Origin of the sequence: Nocardia aurantia, assembly GCF_009604425.1 — a bacterium.
Taxonomy (GTDB): Bacteria; Actinomycetota; Actinomycetes; order Mycobacteriales; family Mycobacteriaceae; genus Nocardia; species Nocardia aurantia.
Genome location: NZ_WEGI01000008.1, coordinates 119909 through 140550, shown reverse-complemented (window position 1 = coordinate 140550; position 20642 = coordinate 119909). Strand labels below are relative to the sequence as shown.

Below are 20642 nucleotides of genomic sequence, written 5' to 3'. Positions count from 1 at the left end.
AACGTACCGTTGTTCAGCGGCTCATTGGAAGTTAGATTCGTCACGGACGGGAATACGGGACCACCGCGGCGCGGTGGCGGGAATCACTGCACCAGGCCGGTGCGGTTCAGAAAGGTCTGCGCCGCCGCGCGACCGGCGAACGTCGAGGTCTCGATGCGGATCCCGGTGCGGGCGTCGGCGTAGCGGACGGTGGCCGAGGGCCCGATCCCGGCGAACACGGTCCCGTCGGCCAGCACCACGCCACCGCCGGCGCGCCAGCCGGCGACGGTGGCGGACAACTGATCCGGGCGTTGCACCTGCAGCGAGAAACTCAGCTCCTGGCCGGCGGTCAGCGCACCGGCGAGCAGCGTACTGGTCGCCGGGATCGTGCACCGGGCGCCGGCGTTCTCACCCGGCAGCGACGCGCACGAGGCGGCGGTGTGCAACGCGACCGGCAACGCCTCCACCGCCGAAACCTGGCCCACCACGGGCATGTTCAGCGATGAGCAGCCCCGCATCAGCAGCAGGGCCGCCACCAGCAGCACGGCCAGGACGACCGCGACCGCGGGCCAGCCCAGGTTCTCCAGCCGGCGCTCGATCAGCGCCTCGAGCCGGTTGCCCGGCGCCGGCTCGGCCTTGCCGGGCGATTTCTCCTGCGGCACCAGCGAATGCGCCAGCATGCCGGCCTCGCGGGCCAACCGGCTCGCCCCGGCGGCCCCGGCCTCGCGCGGCAGGCGGCGGACGTCCTCGACCTCGTGGGCGACGGCCGCGGCGTCCCGGATCCCGGTGGCGGCCTCACGGACGAGGGTCGCGGCCAGCGGCGCACCGCAATGCGCGCACCGCGATTCGGCACTCCCGTTGCGATGTGCGCAGTACTGGCAGATCAATTCGCCGATCATCAGTGCCCCGTGATCACGATCGAGGAGATGGCGACGGTGTTGGCGGTGGGGTCGCCCTTCGACTCCAGCACGGTCAGCACCACCTTGGAGGCGGTCAGCGGCGAGCTCATCTTGGTGACCACCAGACCGCGCTGATCCAGCGTCTGCTGGGTGTACACGGTGTTGGACGCGTCGTTGAACTTGTACGAAACCCGGCTCGCCGTACGATATTTCGTCCACTGGTCGACACCGTCGGTGCCGACGCTGTCCCAGCCCGGCACGATCCCGATCGAGTCGATCTGGTACGTGCGACCGAGGTCGATGATCAGCACCTGCCCGTCGACCTTGAAGGCCCGCACACACGACCACGCCTTGCCCTGACCCGCGAACGCGTCCATCCCGGGTGTGCTGCCCGGCGGGCAGTGCGCGGTGGCGGACTTCGCCGTGAGCGCCGAGGAGGCCACCGAGGTCGGTGCGGGCGCCGCCGACGACGGAGCCTGTGCCGCACCGGAAGTGGCCACGTAGACCGGACCGGAGGGTTGCGAGCCGCCGCCGGAGGTGGTGACGAGCGCGATGATGAAGGCCACCGCCACCACCGCGACGAGAATCAGGGCGACCTTCGGCCTGCGGAGCTGGGTGATGATCGTCTGTCCGGGCCCGGGAGCCGCCGCCGCGGACCGATTCGTCTCGGCCGGATCGGGTTTCGGCGGATCCGCCGGCTCCGCCTCCGGCGTGGACGTCGCGCCGTAGTGCTGCGAGAACTCGGTCCCGAGATTCATCGCCGAACTGCCGTTGTCCGGCGTGGTTCCGTTGAGCAGCGCCAGGATTCGCTCGCTCGCCTTCGGCCCGTCCGGCGTGCGCGGGGGCAGCAGCGCGTTCGCCGCGTCCGGATCGATCACCGGCTCCCCGGCGACCGGCGCGGCGAACAACGGACCGGAGATCGCACCGGACCCTCCCGGCGGCGGGACCGCCGCGGGCATCGAACCGGGGGCGACCACCGCACCGGAGACCGGGCGGGAGGAGGGCCCCGAGACCGGGTCGGACGCCGCCGTGGGCCCCAGGGCGGGATCGGACAGCAGCGCGTCCAGGACCACGTCCCGGTGGCGGATAAAAACGTCTCCCGACGCGTCGGCGGGCATGCTCCGGATCGTATCCGGCGAGCGCTGCGAAACGGTGAATTACATTCCCAGCAGCGGGAAGTCGATTAACTCGCGGAACGCGTCAGCGCTTTTTCTCGGCAGTCACGAAATACTCGGGCGGCACGTCGAACACACGAGCCAGCGCGATGATCAAATCGAGCCGCGGTATCGCCTCTCCGTGAATGAGCCGATACAGACCCGATTGCGAGACAGGCACATCCGGGTAGGCCAGCTCCAGATGCTGAGCCAGCGAATACAACGTCAGCGATCGGGTCGAACCGTCCTCGGTGGACACCACCGATTCGGCGATCAATTCCGAGAGGCGACTGGAGAATACGGCGGCAGCAGCCTGCCGAGGACTGAGTGCGTCTGCGCCGCCGCGATTCTCGAGGACACCGGGCGAATCATCCAGTGCGCCTTCCGGCTGCGAGAATTCGGATTCCACATTGATCAACATTACTGTCCCATCACCCGTGCCGGCGGGCGGTCGGCGAGCGGTACGGTCGGCGCACTTCCCAGTGCGGGCGGAAAGCCCTCGGCAGTGGGCTGTCCCGCACCCGGCCCGGCGCCCGAGTCGAAATAGCGTGTCTCGCCGTGCGGTTCGATCAGATCCACCCGCACGGTGCGCATCGGGATGCGCACGTCCACGGCGGTCCGGTCGACCTGGGTGATCAGCAGATCGGCCGCCCGCCGCGGCGGGGTGCCGGGATCGCTGATGGTCACCGTGGTCTGTGCCCCCGACGTGCGCGGGGTCATCTGATCGAAGACGGTGATCGTCGGCGGCTCGAAGCCGTCCGAGTTCCCGCTCCGCGCCGGATCGGGGGCCAGGCGCAGGGCACTGGGATCCCCCACCGCGGACACCATCTGCCACCATCGCTGCGGCCGGGCGGAGTGCACCTCGACCTCCGCGCCGACGATCATCGCCCGCAACACGATCTGTTGTGCCACTTGCAGTTCCGCGTGCACATCGATCGAGCGGCGGCGCGGGTTGAACCGGGACGGATCGTACAGCGGCAGCGCCAGCGTATGCCGCGGATGGCCGCTGATCGCGCCGAGGATCTGCCCGTTCGGCCCGATCGGGATCAGCAGTTCCGGCAGGACGTCGTCCGGGATGATGTCGGCCCCGGACTCGTCGCGCGGCAGGTCCCGCACCGAGACGGTGGTCGGCAGCGTGGCCCGCAACGCCTGCGACTGCTGCCCGCGCAGGGGCCGCAGGTAGTCCGGCAGTTCGTCCAGCGGCGGGCCGACATAGCGCACGAGCACCCGCGGCGCCGCCTCCGCGCCGCCGGCCGGCAGGCTGATCACCACGGTGGTCCAGCCCCGGTTCCAGGTCCAGCAGTCCTCCAGCCCCAGGCCGCCGAGCCGCTGCCAGTCGACCACACCGGTGGTCACGACGCGGTTCGGTATCGGCGCGTCCAGCCGGCTCCAGCGCTCGTGCAGGTCCGAGGGTTCGATCCCGGCGTGCAGCAGCCGCGTCGCGTCGCGCAGTTCGTCGGCGGGCAGCTGTTGCGCGGCGATACCGTGCTCGCGCAACCGCGACGCGATCCGGACGGCCGCGGTGGCCAGTGTCTTGGGCGCCACGGTCGCCACCGGCCCGCGCCGGGACAGGGCGGCAAGATTCCGTTCCTGGTCCAGGCGCACGACCAGCCAGGTCAGCCGGTGCCCGATCACCGGCTGCGCGCCGATCAGCTGGTCGTACAGCATGCTGTAACTACCCGTCGGCCGGACGCGCCGGCCGGTGGTCACGATGTCGATGTCGAGTTCGATGCCGTACTGCTCGCGCAGCGGCAGCAGCAGATCCACCGGCACCGTGTCCTCGGTATAGATGGTCTCCTCGGCGATCACCGTGGGCAGATCCAGATCCGGCGCCAGCTGGACCATCGCGACGAGCACATCGCCGTCGGCGCCGATTCCGCAGGTGCCGGCCGCGACCTCGACATCCCACAGCCGCGGTGGCGTGGCGCGGGCGGCCGCGCGGGCCTGGAGGCCGAACCGGAACGCGGCCCGGTCGAGCAGCCAGCGCAAGGTCGTGCGCCCGGCGATCGGAACCGTCACCAGGAGCACGGCCACACCCACCACGGCCGGCCCGATGTACCACAGCGGCCGGCCCCACATCGCCGTGATCACCAGGCTGCCGGCCAGCACCACCACCGCGAACGGCAATCGCTCGCCGGTACGCGGACTCGCGGAACTCAACGCGCCCACCTCCGCTGCCACCGGCCCACACCGAGACCGACGACCAGGGCCGCGAGCGCCACCGCGGCGGACACCGCGAGCGGCCGCCGATCCGGTGGCCGGGGCGGCGTCGGAAGTGACAGCAGCTCACCACGATTCAGGCCCGCGGGCGGCTGCGGCGGAGTGCGGTAGCTCAGCGCCGCCACCGGATCGATGATGCCCGTGCCGACGGTGTTGTCGATGCCGCGCGCCGGCGCGTGCGCGCTGGCCTCCAGCCGCGCGACGATCTCGGTGGGGCTCTCGCTGGGATAGCGCGAGCGCAGCAGCGCCGCCACCCCGGCGACATAGGCGGCGGCGAACGACGCGCCGCCGACCGGGACCAGCTTGTCCCCGCCCCCGACCGCGTTGATCAGGCCACCGCCGCCGGGGCCGAGCGATTCGATGCCGGTGCCGGGCGCGGCGACCGCCACCCACGGCCCGGTCAGCGTATCCGGCACGGCCGAGCCGGTTGCCGTGGTGAATCCGACGGTGAGCACATCGGAATAGAACCAGCCGGGCGCCGAGAGGGTCTTCACCCCCATCCAGTTGCGCCGGTCGGTGGGACGACTCGGATCGATGTCCGGATTCTGTTCGCAGCCACTGCTTCCCGTGTTGCCGGCGCCGGCGACGATCAGCGCCCCGCGCAATCTGCTCGCGTAACCGAGGGCGGCGGCCAGCACCGACTGGTCCACCGGCAGCGCGGCGCCCACACAGACCGGTAGCGACACCGTGATCACCTGGGCGCCGAGGTTCGCCGCGTGGGTGACCGCCCTGGCCAGGGTCCGGATGTCCATCGAAAGCTGCTGGGCCGGATCGGAACCCGAGGGTTGCTCGAGGCTGAAGGCGCCGGACCGGTAGCGGATGGAGATGAGCGCGGCGTCCGGAGCCACTCCGCTGAATCCGTCGGAGGGATCCGTTCCGGCGCCGATGATTCCGGCCACCAGCGTGCCGTGCGCATCGCAGTCGGACAGCCCGTCGCCGCCGGCCGCGACATAGTCGCCGCCGCCGACCAGATTGGGCAGCCGGGGATTCGGGCCGACGCCGGTGTCGATCACCGCGACGGTGACGCCCGCCCCGCGCGACAGTGCCCGGGCCTGCGCGAGATTCAGCATCCGCTCCGGCGGCGGGGCCTGTTGCAGATCGCTGTCCGGCAGCACGCCGGTGACCAGGCAACCCTTGTCCTGCTTCGTCGGCTGTTCGGGACCGGGCGCACCGTCGGGCGGGATCACGCCCACCACCACCTGTGGCGGGTTCACCGCGAGCGCGGGCGCGGTGGCGACCGTGACCAGCGCGCACGCGGCCGTCGTGCACACGGCCACACGCAGGCCGTGACCTGTTCTCATCAGATGGCTCGCATGGCGGTGTAGACGCCCATGATCCAGAACGCGAGCGCGGGAACCACCAGGATCAGCGTGTATTCCACGAGGTCGATGGCGCGACGGGTCACCGGGGACAGTCTGCGGCCCGGAAGACCCACCGCGGCAAGGCATCCCAGGGCCGCGAGCCCGGCCACCACGAACGCCACGGCCAACCGGGCCGCGGGGGTGTGATAAGCGCCGACCAGGACGAATCCGGTTCCGATCGTGGCGATCGCGGCGCCGACGATCAGCGCCACGGCCTGCACCCGATCCGGATGCCAGCGGGCCCGCAGGGTGAGGGCCCCGGCCACCGCGCCGGCCAGCACGATCTCCCGGATACCGCCGGGGCTCGCCGCGGCGGCCACCACGGCGCCCGCCGAGACCGCCGTCGCCATCCCGATGATCAAGCCGCGCAACGTGGTCACCGCGGTGCGCGCCCGGCTCTCGATGGTCTCGGCCGGCAGCACCTGGTCGTCCTCGGCCGGATCGACGCCGGTCTGCGCGTCGAAGATGTCGGTCAGCGTCGCGGGCGCCACCTCCGCGCCGGGATCGGGCAGGTCAGGTGGCCGAATCCGGGCCGCTACCACCGCGAGTCGCGGCGCCGCGGTCAGCAGCACCAGCGCCACGAAGACCACCCCGGCGGCCACCTGGCGGACGGAGACGTCGAGATAGGCCGCGGGCGAGACGGCGACCGCGAGGATCACGCCCAGGGTCGCCACGGCCACCAGCACCGTGGTGCCGATCCGCACCAGTCGCAACATCGTCAACGCGGCCACCGCCGCGACCACCAGTCCGGCGGCCAGATTCGCGGGCGCCAGCGGGCCGGGCCGGCCGTAGGCGGGCGGCACCAGCGTCGCGGCGCCGGCGAACAGCAACGGCAACGCCGACAACGCCAGCCCGAGACCCAGCCGGGCCGAATTCTCCCGCCGCTGCACCGGTACCGCCGCGATCCAGCACACGAGACCCAGCAGCAGCGTCGGGAGACCGCACCACAACCAGGATCCGGTCCGGGTCCACGACCAGCACATCATCGCGGCCACGGCCAGCGAGGCGACCCCGAGCACCGAGACTCCGGCGGTCTGCACCGTCTCGGCGTCGAATTCGGCGAATTCGCGTTCGTTGATCAGCGCCAGCGCGTCGGTGATGTCCTCGACCACCGGGGTGAAGATCTCGGCCGACTCCACCACCGACAGCGTCAGCACGGCGCCGTCGGTGATCTCGTGATCCTCCAGGCTGCGCCAGCGCGGAATCGCGGCCTCGCCCGGTCGAGCGAGGCTCCACTGCCCGACCGGCGGTGTGAAATCGACGTTCTCGTCGTCGACCGCGCCGGCCAGCACACCGATCAGATCGTCGATGAAGGTCTCGATGGCGAATTTCGTCGGTACCACCACATCGATCTGATACGTGGCGACCATGATCGCGATGCGGGCCCGGGCCACCTCCGCCGACGGTGCGGGCGCCGTCGCGGCTGCGGCGGTGGGCGCGAAGGCGGTGCTCATCGCCATCCTCCTCGGTCGGCGCCGTTCAGATACGAGTTCGGGAAGCCATCGGACAACCCGGCCGCGAGTTCCTCGAACGCCAGCAACGTGTCTTTGTCGAGCAGCCGGAGGTCGATCTCGCCCCCCTCGGCCAGGTGGGGATCGTAGGGAATCAACGCCGTCGGGCGCTGCGCGGTCTGGAACAGCTTCTCGATCGCCTCGATCTCGACGATGGGCTTGGTCGGCTGCTGATGCACGATCGCCACCACGGATTTGGCTATCAGTTGGCTCAGCCCGTGCGTGTTCAACCAGTTCAACGTGGCCACAGCGCCTTTCACCCCGCCGACGGTAGCGGGTGTCACCACCACCACCGCATCGCTGGTGCGCAGCACCGAGGTGGTCACGGAGTCCAGCACACCGGTGCCGCAGTCCACCATCAACAAGTTGTAGTGCCGGCGCAGCACATCCATCGCGGCCATGTACTCGCCCCCGGACAGGGCCTCCACCGCCTCGGAGTTCCACGGCGAGGCGACGACGGCCAGATCCGCGGAATTGATCGACATGAACGACTGCACGGTCGCGAACGCGTCCAGATTCGACGCCTGGGCCAGATCACGCAGTGACAGGCCGTACGGGTGCGGGGCGGTACGCGACGGGAGATCGCCGAAGTCGGGATTGGCGTCGATGGCCACGACCCGGTCCGGCCGCAGCGCGGAAAAGGTCGAGCCGAGGGTCGCGGCCAGGGTGGTGCGGCCGACGCCGCCCTTCACGCTGATCACCGCGATCTGATAGGTGGTGAGCAACTGCTTCCGGATCCGGGCGCGGCGATCCTCCACCCGCTGCTCGGCCGGCGACAGCCCGAGATTGAAGCCGACCTTGTTGAGCGCGCCGCGCACTCCCGTGGCGGACTTCAGCTTGGCACGGTTGGCGGCCGAGATGTCGGCCAGCAGATCCGCGGACGTCAACGCGGCCGGCAGCACCTCGATGAAGGGGGCGTTCTCCGCGGCCTGCTGATAGCGCTCGACGCCGCGGACGGACGGGTCGGCGGCCTGGGTGGTTGCGCGCTGCTGCCAGGCCGCCGGAGGCGCGGACTCGGCGGCCCGGAACTCCACGGTCTGCGAAACGGTTTGCCCGGCAGCCGCTTCGGCGGCCGCGGCCTGCTGCGCGGCGGCCTGCTGCGCCGCGGCGTACTGGGCGGCGGCATACTGCCCCGGGGCGGCATACTGCGCCGCGGCGTACTGCCCGGTGTACCCGCCGGACGCGGCCCCCGCCCAGGGACCGGCCGTGGGCGCGGCGGGATAGCCGGTGGGGTAGCCCTGCGGCGCTGCCTGAGCGGAATCGGCTTGTGGCGCGGCATATTCCGTGCCGCGCTGCGCGTATTCCGCTGCGGCGCCGGCAGCATCGGTGCCGTAGTTGCCGGGGCCGGGCCGGTGCGCGGCGGTCGACCGCGCACCCGGCGCGAATCGTTCGACCCGACCCGTGGCCGCCTCGGCGGCGGGCGGCGAGGCCGGTGGGTTCGACCCTGCACCGGAATGCGTGGCGCCCGACGGGTTCGGCCCTGCACCGGAATGCGCCGCGGCCGACGAATTCGGCCCTGCACCGGAATGCGCCGCGGCCGACGGGTTCGACCCCACACCGGAATGCGCCGCGGCCGACGGGTTCGACACCGCGCCGGGATGCGCGGCGGCCGGCGAATTCGGCTGTGGCGCCGACCCCGACGGTGCGCCCGGCCCGGCCGACCGGCCCGTTCCGGCGGACCGATCCCTGTGCCCGGTCCCGCTCGGCGCGGCGGCCGGATCCGGCCGGCCGGATTGCCCGGCGGCGCTGCCCGGTGCCGCGGCCTGACCGGCTCGATTCGAGGTGCCGGCGGGGCGCGCGGAATCGGCGGACGGCTCGGCCGCACCGGATTGCGCGGCGCGGGCGGCGGCCTGGGCGGCGGCGGCTCGCGCGGCCGCCGCGCGCAGCGCCGCGGCACGGAGTTCGTCGGCGGTCGCGTTCGGGGTGTCGGAGCGTTCCGATTGGGCCGCACCCGATTGCGGCGGGGTGACGGCGGTTCGCGGACCGGTGCGCTGCACCGCGCGCGACCCGGCCGCGGAGGAGGACGCGGGCCGAGATTCGGCGGGAGCCGCAGTGGCGGTACGCGATTCGATCACGCCGTACCCGGGGGAATCCGGGCTCGACGGCTTCGGCCCGGCGGCCGCGGGTTCGGAATTCTGATGGGGCGCAACGGGTTCCCCGGACTCGGTCGTGGATCCCCCGGGGGCCGCACCGAGTGCGGCCGGGCCGCCCTCCGGCGGCGCGGCGGCGGCCTGCCGGGCGCGCCGCCAGGTGGCGGTGGTGTTCGACGATCGGGCGGGTACGGGTGGTGTGGGAGTGGCCTGCTCCGACTCGCGCTGCACCGCGACGGTCCCGGAGCGGGGCTCGGCGGTGGCGGCCGGTGGGAAAGACGACTGTGGCGACCCGGATTCCGGGTCGCCGATTGTGGGGGACGAAGAGCCTGGTGGCGGACTCGTCCCCGGCGGAGGCGGTTCCGCGACACTGTGGTTCGCCGAACTGTCGACACTCTGGTTCGCCGAACCGTCGTCGCCGAAGAATGCGTCGTACCCACCCCGGGTCCGGACGCTCCGGACCGAGTTGCCGTTCGTGCCCGGCGCTCGGTTCATATCCCTCAATCCTCTCGAAAAGCGCAGCACCCCAGGCGTCGAGCCTCCGGCTCAGTCGGACCTGCTGGTACCGAACCAACTCCGTCCGGGCAGCAACTCGACCAATGCCACGAGGCCCGCGTGCAACGCGGTGCCGTCACCCGGCCCGTAGGTCGACCAGCGCTCGCCGTCGAGCGCGACGCTGGGCGTCACGACGATCCGGCCGGATTCGGTGTCCATCACATTCATGGCCACCGATGGTTCCATCGTGCCACCATCACGATGTTCGATCATCACCACTTCCGCTTTTCGCACCAACCGGTCGAATGCTCTGGTGAGCACGCTCGCAGTATGCGCCACCGCGCCCAGCTCCACCAGCGCTCGATGCCGCTCCTCCCGATCGGACGGCACCTCGGCCAGTAGCTGATCGGTCACCCGCATCGGCTCGAATTGCACTGCGGGCCAAGGGCCGAGCGTCGCGGCGAGGGCAGCCGTGATGGTCTCGAGGCGGTCCTGTGATTCGAAGACCTGCTGGATGACGATCTCGTCCGCGCAGCGGAGCGCGAGCACATGGGTGTCACCGGTGCGCACCAGCGACATCTGCAACAACGCCCGAAGCTCGCCGTCCGGCTCCGGATCCGGATCCACGACGAGCGCGCACAGTTCGACGTCCGGCCGGTCCAGACAGTGCAACCAGTGCTCGACCACCGGGTGCACACGGCCGTCGACGAGAACGCCCACCTCGGTGAGCCGCTCCGCGACGGCTGCGCGCACCCGGTCCGGATCTTCGAGCAGATAATGGTTCGACAGTATGGTCAATACTGTCGGGTAGCCGCCGATGCCGACCATGTCCTGCAGTAACAGGGCGGCATCGACGTCCAACTCGATCGCAACCGGATCGTTGTCCACATCCTCGCCGGAACCCGGCTCAGCGGGGGCAGTCCGGCCGCGCCGATCCGACGTCGACGGAGCGGGCTGAGACTGCACGATCGCGAAACTCTCAGATCGCCAGGAACATATTGCCGTTGGCGGTGTCGGTCGAGTGCACCAGACCCTGGGTACCACCGACGCTCTGGATCGAGGTCTTCAGGTTGCCCAGCGTCGTGATGTACGCGTCGTTGTCCCGCTTCAGCCGGGCCATGATGTCCTCGTAGCCGGTCGCACCGGCACCGGCGAACTCCTGCATCAGTTCGTTGCGGATGGCCTCGATCTGGTGCGCGTTCGTCTCCATGCTGGAGACGAGCTGGTTCATGGTGGCCGCATGGATGTCAACTTCGTTGAAGTCGAATTTCATGATGTGTCAATCCTTTTCAGTGATAAATGTCGAGATTCGTACCGCCGGAAGCGATCCGGTCAGAAGTTGGTGTCGACCTTCCCGTCCCCACCGCCGGCCGCGTAGACCTTCGACGCGCCCTGGAGGTCCTGGTCATCGATCTTCACGCCCGCCGTCCGCAGCGCGTTGACGATGTCGTTCAGGGTGTTGGCGAGCTTGGTGCCGGCGGTACCCGCATCGCTGAGCGAATGCTGGATGGCCGCACCGGTCGCCGGGCTCTGTACGGCGGACTGCAACCCGCTCTGCGAGGCGGCCAGGGTGCGCAGGTAGGTCTCCAGCTCGCCCAGGCAGATCGAGGTGTCCTGGGCGCCGGTGTGCAGCTTGGACGGATCGGCGATCATCATACTGGCGGTGGCCATGTGAAGTTCCTTTCTAAACGGTCATTTCCTCGGCCTCGGTACTACTTCACCGAGAACGTTCATCGGTCGACGACCAGTCGTCGTCGTGATCCAGGACCCCGATCAGATCGGCGTCATCCTCCGAGGACTCGTCCCACAGCGGATCGAGGTCGTACTCGAGCACGCCGATCGCGGGCGGCTGCTCCAGTTCCGGCACCTCGTCGAATTCGCCGGGTACGAATACCTTCCCGGACACCTTGACGGACTTGCGCTTCTCCTCTTCCTCGCGCTTGCGCCGCTTCTGCGCCTGGGGCGCGGTGACGCCGCGGCGCTGCAACGCCGGCTCGGGTTCGGCGAGACCGGTTCCGGCGCCGAAGGCCCGGCCGCCGGTCATCCGGCCCCAGTTCGACGGCATCCGGAATCCGGTGGCGGACCCGGCCATCGAGCCGAGCCCGCCACCGGACATGCTGTAGGCGGCATACGCGCCCAGGCCGGTCCCGAGCTCGGACGTGTCGCCCGAGTACGAGGAGTCCGCGAGATCGCCCCGATCGAGCGGGAACCCGTTGTCCGGGCCACCCATCTCGTTGTCCGGCAACGAGTCCTGGACATCGGCCGGCTGCTGCGGGTCGGTGCCGGTGGGGTTGTCGCCGGTGTCGCCGGGCTGCTGGGTGCCGGTCTGCGTCGGATCCGAAGTCGATTGCGTGGGATCGGTTCCCGGTTTGCTGGTGCCGCCCGGGTCGTTGGCGCCGCCGGGATCGGTGGAACCGCCCGGGTCGGTCTTCCCCGGCGTCGAACCGGGACCGCTGGGACCGGGGCCGGGACCACCGGGACCGGGGCCCGGCCCGGGACCGTCGGGACCGGGCCGGGTCGTGTTGACGATCGACGGAGCCGGTTGCGGGATCTCGGGCAGCCCGCCCACGATGTCGCCGATCGCCGCGGCGTACCCGCTGTAAGCCGAGACCGCCTGCGCGTTCAGCGCGCCCAGTGCACCGACGGCCCCGATGAGGACCGGCGTGGTGGCGGGCGTCGGATTGGCCGCCAGACCGGTGATGAGCGTGCGCAGTCCGGAGAACGACTCCGGGGGCGGTGTGAGTGCCAGTGTGATGTTGAACGACTCGGCCGCCATCGCCGCCTGATTCGCCGCGGTGTACGAGTTCAGCGCCTGCTGGCGCACCCAGGTCGCATGGTTGCGGAACGCGGCCTCCGCCCGGTTCGCGGACGGACCCTTCCAGATGTTCTGCATCCCGTCCATCGTGCCGTCGGAGTTGGCCGCGCCGTTGCTCAGCGCCTCGGCCAGAGTCGAGTACGCGGTGGACGTGTCCACCATCGGACCGGATCCGATGCCGGAGTGCAGCTGGATGGCGAGCGTCTCCCCCGGACCGATCAGAGGGTCGATTGGCATGGCTGTGTCACCTCCGACGAATCACACCGAGTCTGTCGAACCGGCTACCGGCTAGATCGGCACGATCCCCGCGGCGGCCCCGGTGACATAACCGCCGCCGGACTCGTCGCTGCCGGCGTAGTCGCTCGCGATCGGGACGAGAACCTGGGAACCGTGCAGGATGTTCGTGAAGCCCGGCGCCGCCTGGGCATAGAAGTGAGCGTGGTAGACGGCGAATGCCTTCGCCGCCGCCTGGCTCACCAGGTCGGACGCCGCCGCGGTCGGATTCGCCGCGATCGAGGTACCTTCCAGCGCACCCATCAGATCGGTGTGGATCGTCGACAGCGTCGCCGAGAGGGCGGGGAAGTCTTCCGGGATTACTTCGAGAGCCATGGGATGTCTCCTCGCGACTGGTGGGAACTCGAAGGGTGGTACAGGGGAAACGTTAAGTCATTCCCAACTTTGGGAAAGGGACATAGGTTGTCCTGGAATCACTGTGCTACCGCCGGGATCCGGATCACTGCGGCGCCTCCGGAATCCACGCCGCCTGGACCAGATCCTTGCGGGACAGCAGCGGCTCGACCAGGATGCCCCGTCCCACCGGCTGTTTCGTCGCCTTCACGTCGGAGATGAGGATGCCGTCGAGTTTCGAGCCGTCCATGACGAAGCCGGACGAGTTGAGGTTCTTCATCTGCCCGAGCACGTTGTCGTACAGGGCGCCGTCGGCCTGTGCGATGTTGCGGGCCGCGATGATGTGCAGGCCGGTGTCGCGGCCGTCGACGATGATGTCCTTGATGGGATCGAGCGGATTCAGCATGCCGCGCTGCGCCACCATGTGATAGTCGTCGATCACCACGAAGATCTCCGGCCCGGACCACCAGGAGCGCTCCCGCAGCTGCCGGGAGGTCACGCCGTCGGGCGGCCTTCGGGTCCGCATCTTCGCGGCGAACGGGGGCAGCCCATCGGTGAGATCCCGTTCGCTGGTGAGGTACCCGATCGACATCTCGGGCGGCAGCGCGTCCATGTGCTGCCGCCGGTAATCGATCAGCAGCACCCTGGCCTGCTCCGGGGTGAACTGCCGCCGGATCGACTCGAGCAGTGCCGCGAGCACGGTCGACTTCCCCGAACCGGACGAGCCCACCACGATGAAATGCGTCGAGACGCCGAAGTCGATGGCGGCGGGACTGAGATCCGACTCGCGCATGCCGAACGGCAGGACCAGTCGCTGGGCCGGCGTGACGGGGCCCGGCCGGCCGGCGAGGATCTGCTCGAGGGTGACCTGCGCCGGCAGCAGCTTGACCTCCGGAGCCCGCCGATCCCCGTAGGTGCGGCGGAGCTGCTCGACGGCGGCCGCGGTACCCGCGCCCAGCGAATCCGATTCGCTCACACCGTCGGTCCGCGGCAACGCGGTGAGCATGTGCAGACCGTCGGTCGAGATGCCGCGGCCCGGCCGGTTCGCCGGAATGGAAGCGACGATGGGCCGATGCGTGGTGAAGACGGTGTCCGTCAGATCACCGAGCCGCAGTTCCAGCCGGGTCTGCAGCAGATCCTTGATGGCCGGCCGGATCGCCGCCCAGCGCGAGCTGCTGACCACCAGGTGGATGCCGTAGTTCAGCCCTTGCAGGGCGATGGCTTCCATCATCGGCAGATATTCGTCGAAATACGGTCCGGTGACCGCGAATCCGATGTCCCAGCCGTCGACGATGAGGAAGACGTCGCCGTGCGTGTCGCCCCGGGCGGTCAGCTCCGCGGACTCCCGCGGTGCGCCGCGGCGCCGCCGGAACTCGCGGATGCTGTCGATCCCGAGTTCGGTGAACAACGCCTGCCGGTGCGCGATCAGGTTGTTGATCAGCGCGAAGGTACGCCGGATCCGATCGCCGTCGCGCGCCGAGGCCACCGATCCCACGTGCGGCAGGTTGCGGATGCCGGACAGGCCGCCGGAGAAGTCCAGGCAGTAGAACTGGATCTGCTCCGGGGTGTGCGTCAGCGCCGCGGCCATCATCAGGGATTGCAGCGCCGTCGATTTACCGGACTGCGGGCCGCCGACCACGGCTACGTGGCCGCCCGCGCCGGACAGATCCACCGACCAGACGTCCTGGCGTTGCTGCCGCGGCATATCGATGATCGCCCACGGCACCCGCAGACTGCCCGGCTGGGCGGCCTGGATGAGCCGATCCAGGGTGGCCGGAACGCTCAACGGCGGCAACCACATCTGATGCGCGGGACGGCCGTGCCCGGCCAGTTGCTGCAGCACCGTCTCCATGACGGTCACGGCCTCGCTGTCCGGTGTCTCCGGGGCATCCGGGGCGACGACCTCGGGCTCGATCACCGTCGGCCGGACATCGGAGATGTGCGCCGCGGTGAACAGCTGCGGCGGCCGGTAACCACCACCGGCCCGGCGCGCCCGGCGCGCGTCCGCCACGGTCGTCTGCGCGGGCGCGATGTAGGTCGAGCCGACGTAGGCGGCCTGGAAGCGCTGCAGGTCGCCCGCGCCCACCCGCAGGTATCCCGCGCCCGGCTTCTTGGGCAGGTGGTACGCGTCGGCGGTGCCGATGGCGTCGCGCGAGTCGCTGGTCTGGTTGGTGCGCAACGCGATCCGGTACGACAGGTGGGCTTCGAGTTCGCCCATCCGGTTGGCCGGGACCTTCTGCGAGGCCAGCAGCAGGTGGATCCGGAGCGAGCGGCCGAGGCGGCCGATGGCGACGAACAGCTTCGAGAAATTCGGGTGCTGCTCCAGCAGTTCGGCGAACTCGTCCAGGATGATCAGCAGCGTCGGCATCGGGGCCAGGTTGGCGCCCTGCTCCCGGGCCCGCTCGTAGTCGGCGACACTGGCGAAGTTGCCGGCATCGCGCAGAATGCGTTGCCGCCGGCCCATTTCGCCGTTGATCACGTCCTCCATTCGGGTGACGAGATCGGCCTCCTCCTCCATGTTGGTGACGACCGCGGTGACATGCGACAACCGGTCGAAGCCCAGGAAGGTCGCGCCGCCCTTGAAGTCGACGAGCAGCAGGTTCAGTACGTCCGGCGGGTGCGTCGCCACCGCCGAGAGGACAAGGGTCCGAAGGAATTCCGATTTACCGGAGCCGGTGGCGCCGATGCACATGCCGTGCGGGCCCATGCCCTCCTCGGCGGATTCCTTGATGTCCAGATAGACCACCTGGCCGGCCGGATCGTGGCCGAAGGGGATGTTCAGCCGGGTGCGGTCGGCGTCGCGGCGGGCAGGCCACTGCTGCTCCACCCGGATCGTGCCCGGGTCCGCCAGGTGGACCAGTTCCTCCCACGAGGTGCCCACGCCGGACTGCTCGGCGACCACGGCCTCCACGACCGTGGACAGCCGATAGGGCGAGATGCCGCGCGCCAGCGCCGTCACCCCGGCCACCGACATGGTGTCGGCGACACCGATCCGCCGGACGCCGCGGCTGGTGGTCTCCCGCAGCGAATGATCCGCGCCCACTTCGAATTTCAGTGCGCGCGGCAGTGCCTGTTCGGTGTGCCCGAGGCGCAGCCAGGTACAGCCGTCGATGCCCGAGATATCGCGATCCGCGGCGGTGCCGGTGATGTCGACGATCAGCAGGAAGTGCTTGCGTTCCAGACTCGGTTCGCTGTTGGCGGAGAACGGGCCGCGGTTCAGTCCGGCGAGCACCTTGGCGCGCAATTCGGCGACGTTGCGGTACACCATGCGCGCCGAGCCGATGCCGTCGGTATCGCTGGCGTGCTGGGTGTGTGGCAGCCATTTCAACCAGGACCATTGCGGCGCATCGGGTTCCGACAGCACCGCGGCCACCGCGACCTGGTCCGGGCCGTGCAGCACCGCCACCTCGGCGATCATCGCCCGGACCAGCCCGGCCACCGCGTCCGGATCACCGTCGAAGCCGACCTGCGGGGTGGACAGCAGATTGATGGCCACCGGCATGCCGCCGACGGTGGAGTACGCCTTGGCGAAGCGGGTGAGCTCGACCACGCCCACCGGATCCAGATCCGACGTCGGCGCGGCCTCCGGCACGATCACCCGGACCTGGTTGGCGATGCGGCCGCGGCCGATGCGCACCCGGAGGAACTGCGGCGCCGCGACCTGTACCTCCCACATCCGCTTGCCGCCCACCAGCCGGGGCAGTTCGGCCGGCCCGGGATGGGTGTAGCGAAGGTAGTCGAAGAGTTCGGTTTCGGCGTCGCGCACCTGTTTCCGGTTCTCGGCGAGGCTGCGCAGATAGTCCTTGCGGTCCTCGTTGAGGCTCGCGGAATTGTTGCCGCCGCCGAACGACCCACCGATCATGCCGAACATCGACACGACCATCATCATCGGGAACATCAGGGTGGTCGGGGAGAATCCGCCGCTGGAGCGGATCATGATCACCATCATGCCGCCCATACCGGCCATCATGACCACCGGCATGATCATCTTGACCCGCGACGGCGGAACGGGTTTCGGCAGTTCGGTCGGCGGCTGCAAGCGCAGTTCCGTGACGGCCGGCGCCTTCGGGCCCCGGACCATCCGGGCCGGACGGACGAAGCGACGGGTACTGGTCACCTGCTACCAACCGATCTCACTGGGTACCGCCGAAGCCGATCACCGTGCGATCGGGCGCGATACCGTCGTGCGCGATCCGGGCGTCGCGCTGGGACAGCGTGGGCCCGACCGCGAACAACGACACGATGCTCCACGGCGCGGGAACCGGGTTGCGCAACGCGAGCGCGGTCACCGTCGGATCCTGGCCGTTCTGCCCGGGTTGCACGTCGACGCCGTAGCGCACGCCGGTATCCGAGATCCAGAACATCGACTCGCGCCGCGCCGAGGACGGATCCGCGCCGGTGGCCTGGACGAACCGGCCGGCGCCGCCGGCCAGATACGCCGCGTCGGCGGTGGCGCCGTGCGACAGCTGCGCGGTGACCAAGTCGACGGTCCGGTTCTGCTGGTCCGCCGGCAGTGGCAGCTGCCGGCCGACCAGCAGGGTGGTGGACGCGTTCTGCGCCGTGGGCGTGCGCGACCACTCGTAACACGTCACCAGGAACCGGGCCGGATCGACGACCCGCAGCGCGCGGGTGGGATAGCTCTCCGTGCCGGGCCAGCCGCCGGGGCGGAGATTGGTCGCGATCACGTCCGGACCGACCGATTGACTCGACACCGTGCCCCGGGCGTTCGCGTTGCGGATCATCGCGGCCAGCACCGGCCCGATCTGTACGACCCCCGACTGCGAGACCACGTAGTACGACGCGCCCCGGTCCGGGGTGTTGCCGGTCAGCACCGCGCCGACGGTCACGGTGAGCCCGGAATTGAGCGTGACGGTGCTGCCGGCGCCGGGGATCTCGGGCACCCGGATCGGCGGTACCTCGGGGATCGCCCCGATCAGGCCCTTGGACGCGGCGGGCACCTGGATGGTCGAGTCGATGCCCAGCGCCAGCATCACGGCGGTGTCGCTGGTGCTGACCGCGGCCCGCACCGCGCCCTTCCCGGCATCGTTGTAGACCAGCCAGGTCGTGGCGTCGTCGCGCAGCAACCGGGCCTCGCCCTCGCCCAGCGGACGGATGAGGTCACCGCCGTCGACGGACAGCGTGCCGCCGATCACCGTGGTGCGCATGGCCGCCCGGGCCACCGTGGGCAGTCCGGTCCGCGGATCGACCGGCGCCGCGGCGCCGGTCTGCGAGGTGTCGCAGACGGTCCAGGTCGAGTCCCGAGCGCCGGCGTCGACGATGCTGTTGGGCGCGCCGGGGATGCCGACCAGCGGACCGCGCGGGTATTTCGCGAGTTCGTCGTGGGACACCGGCACCGGGGTATCCGCGCTGCCGACGATCAGCCGGGCCGAGGTGAGATTCAGCGCCGGGTACAACCGGTTGCCCAGATGCACATACAGCGCCCCGGTGTCCTTCTCGGACACGATCTTCGACGAACCCACCATCTTGGCGGGCTTGAAGAAACCCAGCACGGCCGCGCCCGCGATCACCAGACAGGCCAGCGCGATACCGACCGACAGTGCCGTGGACCGCCCGCGCTGCGGATCGTCGAGCATCGACGCGTCGCGCCGGACCAGCGCATGTTCGATGCGGCGCAACAGGAATCGCCATCCGGAGATCTGGTGCCTGGTCACCACCCGGAAACGTGCCACGGCGATACCCGGTGTCAGGCCACGCCGGCGCTGCGGCTGAGGCTGTCGAGCGCCGCGGTGATGTCGGATTCGGAGATGGTCATCAGCTCCTCGTCGGTGAGCGACAGCACATCGACGTTGTCGCGGGTGAAACGGTAATCCCGTTCGGACTCCGCCGATTCTACGACGTTACGGACGAACCGGCCGTTGCCCACCAGATCGATCATCTTGCGGCCGTTGCGCATCTGGCCGCACAGCCGATCGCAGTGCGCGCGCAGCACCTCGCGGGTGTCGTAGGCGAGGATCGAATCCTTCTTCTTCGCAATGAATTCCGCGATCTGCACCAGCTCTTCGGGATCGTAGCTGGAGAACCGCACCCGCTTGGTGAAGCGCGAGGCCAGACCGTCGTTGGAGGTCAGGAAGCGGTCGATCTGATCCTCGTAACCGGCGATGATCACCACGAGCTTGTCGCGGTCGTTCTCCATCCGGGCCAGCAGGGTGTCGACGGCCTCCTTGCCGAAGGCGTCGCCGCCGGACAGTCCCTCCTGCACCAGGGTGTACGCCTCGTCGATGAACAGCACGCCACCGAGCGCGGAGTCGATGAGCGCGTTGGTCTTCGGCGCGGTGTGGCCGAGATGCGTGCCCACCATGTCGTTGCGGGACGCCTCGACCACCTCCGCGTTCTCGACGACGCCGAGGCCGGCGAAGATCTTCGCGATCACGCGCGCGATAGTGGTCTTACCGGTACCGGGCGGCCCGGAGAAGATCAGGTGGTGCGAGCGGGAATCCACGGCGAGGCCGCGCTTGGCCCGCACCTGGTCCATCAGCACACCGGACTTGAGCCGGTCCACCTGCTCCTTGACCGACGCCATGCCGATCTGGGACGACAGCAGCTCCGAGGCCTCGGCCAGCAGCGCCTCGCGCTCGGTGCGGGCGGCGGTGGCGGCCACCTCGCTCGGGTCGTCGCCCGAACGCGGATCCCACCGGTTGGTGCGGGAGGCGATGACCTCCGCGGTGGCGACCTCGAGCCGGTAGGTCTTGTCCTTGACCGCGTTCTGCCACTCCTCGCGCTGCGGCCACAGCGCGGACCCTTGCAGGCCCTTCAGGATTCGCTCGGCCGCCTCGTGATCACCGTTGTGCCGCAGCACCATTCCGAGCAGGAAGTGCGCGTCGGCCCAGATGTAGGAGAGATTGCCCGAGGCGCTGTCCTCGACGATCCGCTGGGCGCGCGGCAGGGCCTCGCCGAATCGGCCCAGATGCGCCAGCGAGCGCGCGGCCATGAGTTCGGCGGCGATGTCGAGCAGGCCGTCCTCGATGATCGGCTTGGCGAGGCGGGCCTCGAGCACGTCGTTCCAGCGCTTGGTGCGGAAGTACAGGGTCATCCGGACGAAATCGGAGATGTCGTCGTGCGGTACCTGATCGAGGATCGCGACGGCCTCCTCCCATTCGCCGCCCTCGGCGTACTGGCAGGCCTGCGCCACGGCGATCTGGTCGCGGTCGGCCATCGCCACCCGCAGCCCGTACATGCCGATCTCGACCTGGCACCACAGGGTCCGGTCCACCAGGCCGGCCCGCTGCTGATCGCGATAGAGATTGTGCACGGAACGATAAGCGCCGTACACCACTTCGGAATTGACCTCACCGGCCATGGCGCGGCCGAGCCACGCATCACACATGTCGGGATCCAGATTGGTCGCCGCCCGGAACGCGGCCAGCGCATGCTGTTCGTTCCGCACACCACCGGCCACCAACCCGAGACACTGCACACCCGTATAGAACGCGTCCTCGGCCGCTGACAACTCGGATTCCTTCCACCTCGCGC

General features: G+C 69.9%; 15 protein-coding genes. All 15 read right to left on the bottom strand.

What is annotated here, in order from left to right; all coding sequences use genetic code 11:
- Nucleotides 1–83 precede the first annotated feature (83 nt).
- Nucleotides 84–878: a hypothetical protein gene (locus NRB56_RS19065; RefSeq protein WP_153344070.1), complete on the bottom strand. Its 795-nt coding sequence runs from the start codon at nt 876–878 to the stop codon at nt 84–86.
- On the bottom strand, nt 878–1996 hold the full coding sequence (locus NRB56_RS19060) for a hypothetical protein (protein ID WP_153344068.1): 1119 nt from the start codon (nt 1994–1996) through the stop codon (nt 878–880). The genes NRB56_RS19065 and NRB56_RS19060 overlap by 1 nt, the downstream gene beginning before the upstream one ends.
- An 82-nt stretch (nt 1997–2078) precedes the next feature.
- On the bottom strand, nt 2079–2441 hold the full coding sequence (locus NRB56_RS19055) for a helix-turn-helix domain-containing protein (RefSeq protein WP_231387130.1): 363 nt from the start codon (nt 2439–2441) through the stop codon (nt 2079–2081).
- An 11-nt stretch (nt 2442–2452) separates the two neighbouring features.
- Nucleotides 2453–4201, bottom strand: coding sequence for a type VII secretion protein EccE (gene eccE, locus NRB56_RS19050; RefSeq protein WP_319943253.1), 1749 nt, complete (start codon nt 4199–4201; stop codon nt 2453–2455).
- Entirely contained in the window at nt 4189–5553 is a 1365-nt protein-coding gene (gene mycP / locus NRB56_RS19045) for a type VII secretion-associated serine protease mycosin (protein WP_153344064.1), read from the bottom strand. The genes eccE and mycP overlap by 13 nt, the downstream gene beginning before the upstream one ends.
- Nucleotides 5553–7067 carry a type VII secretion integral membrane protein EccD gene (gene eccD, locus NRB56_RS19040; RefSeq protein ID WP_227838001.1) on the bottom strand — a complete coding sequence of 505 codons (1515 nt, stop codon included), beginning with the start codon at nt 7065–7067 and terminating at the stop codon, nt 5553–5555. Before eccD ends, mycP begins: the two co-directional genes overlap by 1 nt.
- A complete protein-coding gene (locus NRB56_RS39770) occupies nt 7064–9445 on the bottom strand; it encodes an AAA family ATPase (RefSeq protein ID WP_319943206.1) in 2382 nt (793 codons plus the stop codon). Before NRB56_RS39770 ends, eccD begins: the two co-directional genes overlap by 4 nt.
- A gap of 315 nt (nt 9446–9760) precedes the next feature.
- A complete protein-coding gene (locus tag NRB56_RS19030) occupies nt 9761–10675 on the bottom strand; it encodes an ESX secretion-associated protein EspG (RefSeq protein ID WP_319943205.1) in 915 nt (304 codons plus the stop codon).
- A 13-nt stretch (nt 10676–10688) separates the two neighbouring features.
- Nucleotides 10689–10982: a WXG100 family type VII secretion target gene (locus NRB56_RS19025; RefSeq protein WP_153344060.1), complete on the bottom strand. Its 294-nt coding sequence runs from the start codon at nt 10980–10982 to the stop codon at nt 10689–10691.
- A gap of 59 nt (nt 10983–11041) precedes the next feature.
- The gene (locus NRB56_RS19020) at nt 11042–11380 is read right to left on the bottom strand and encodes a hypothetical protein (protein WP_153344057.1); all 339 of its coding nucleotides are present in this window, start codon (nt 11378–11380) and stop codon (nt 11042–11044) included.
- A 46-nt stretch (nt 11381–11426) separates the two neighbouring features.
- A complete protein-coding gene (locus tag NRB56_RS19015; protein WP_153344055.1) occupies nt 11427–12761 on the bottom strand; it encodes a PPE domain-containing protein in 1335 nt (444 codons plus the stop codon).
- 51 nt (nt 12762–12812) lie between these two features.
- Nucleotides 12813–13133: a PE domain-containing protein gene (locus NRB56_RS19010; RefSeq protein WP_153344053.1), complete on the bottom strand. Its 321-nt coding sequence runs from the start codon at nt 13131–13133 to the stop codon at nt 12813–12815.
- A gap of 124 nt (nt 13134–13257) precedes the next feature.
- On the bottom strand, nt 13258–17268 hold the full coding sequence (eccCa, locus tag NRB56_RS19005; RefSeq protein WP_319943204.1) for a type VII secretion protein EccCa: 4011 nt from the start codon (nt 17266–17268) through the stop codon (nt 13258–13260).
- Between the two features lie 16 nt (nt 17269–17284).
- Complete coding sequence (gene eccB / locus NRB56_RS19000; protein WP_319943203.1) at nt 17285–18823, bottom strand: type VII secretion protein EccB; 1539 nt, start codon at nt 18821–18823, stop codon at nt 17285–17287.
- Nucleotides 18824–18855: 32 nt separating this feature from the next.
- Nucleotides 18856–20619: a type VII secretion AAA-ATPase EccA gene (eccA, locus tag NRB56_RS18995; protein WP_153344049.1), complete on the bottom strand. Its 1764-nt coding sequence runs from the start codon at nt 20617–20619 to the stop codon at nt 18856–18858.
- Between the last annotated feature and the right edge of the window lie 23 nt (nt 20620–20642).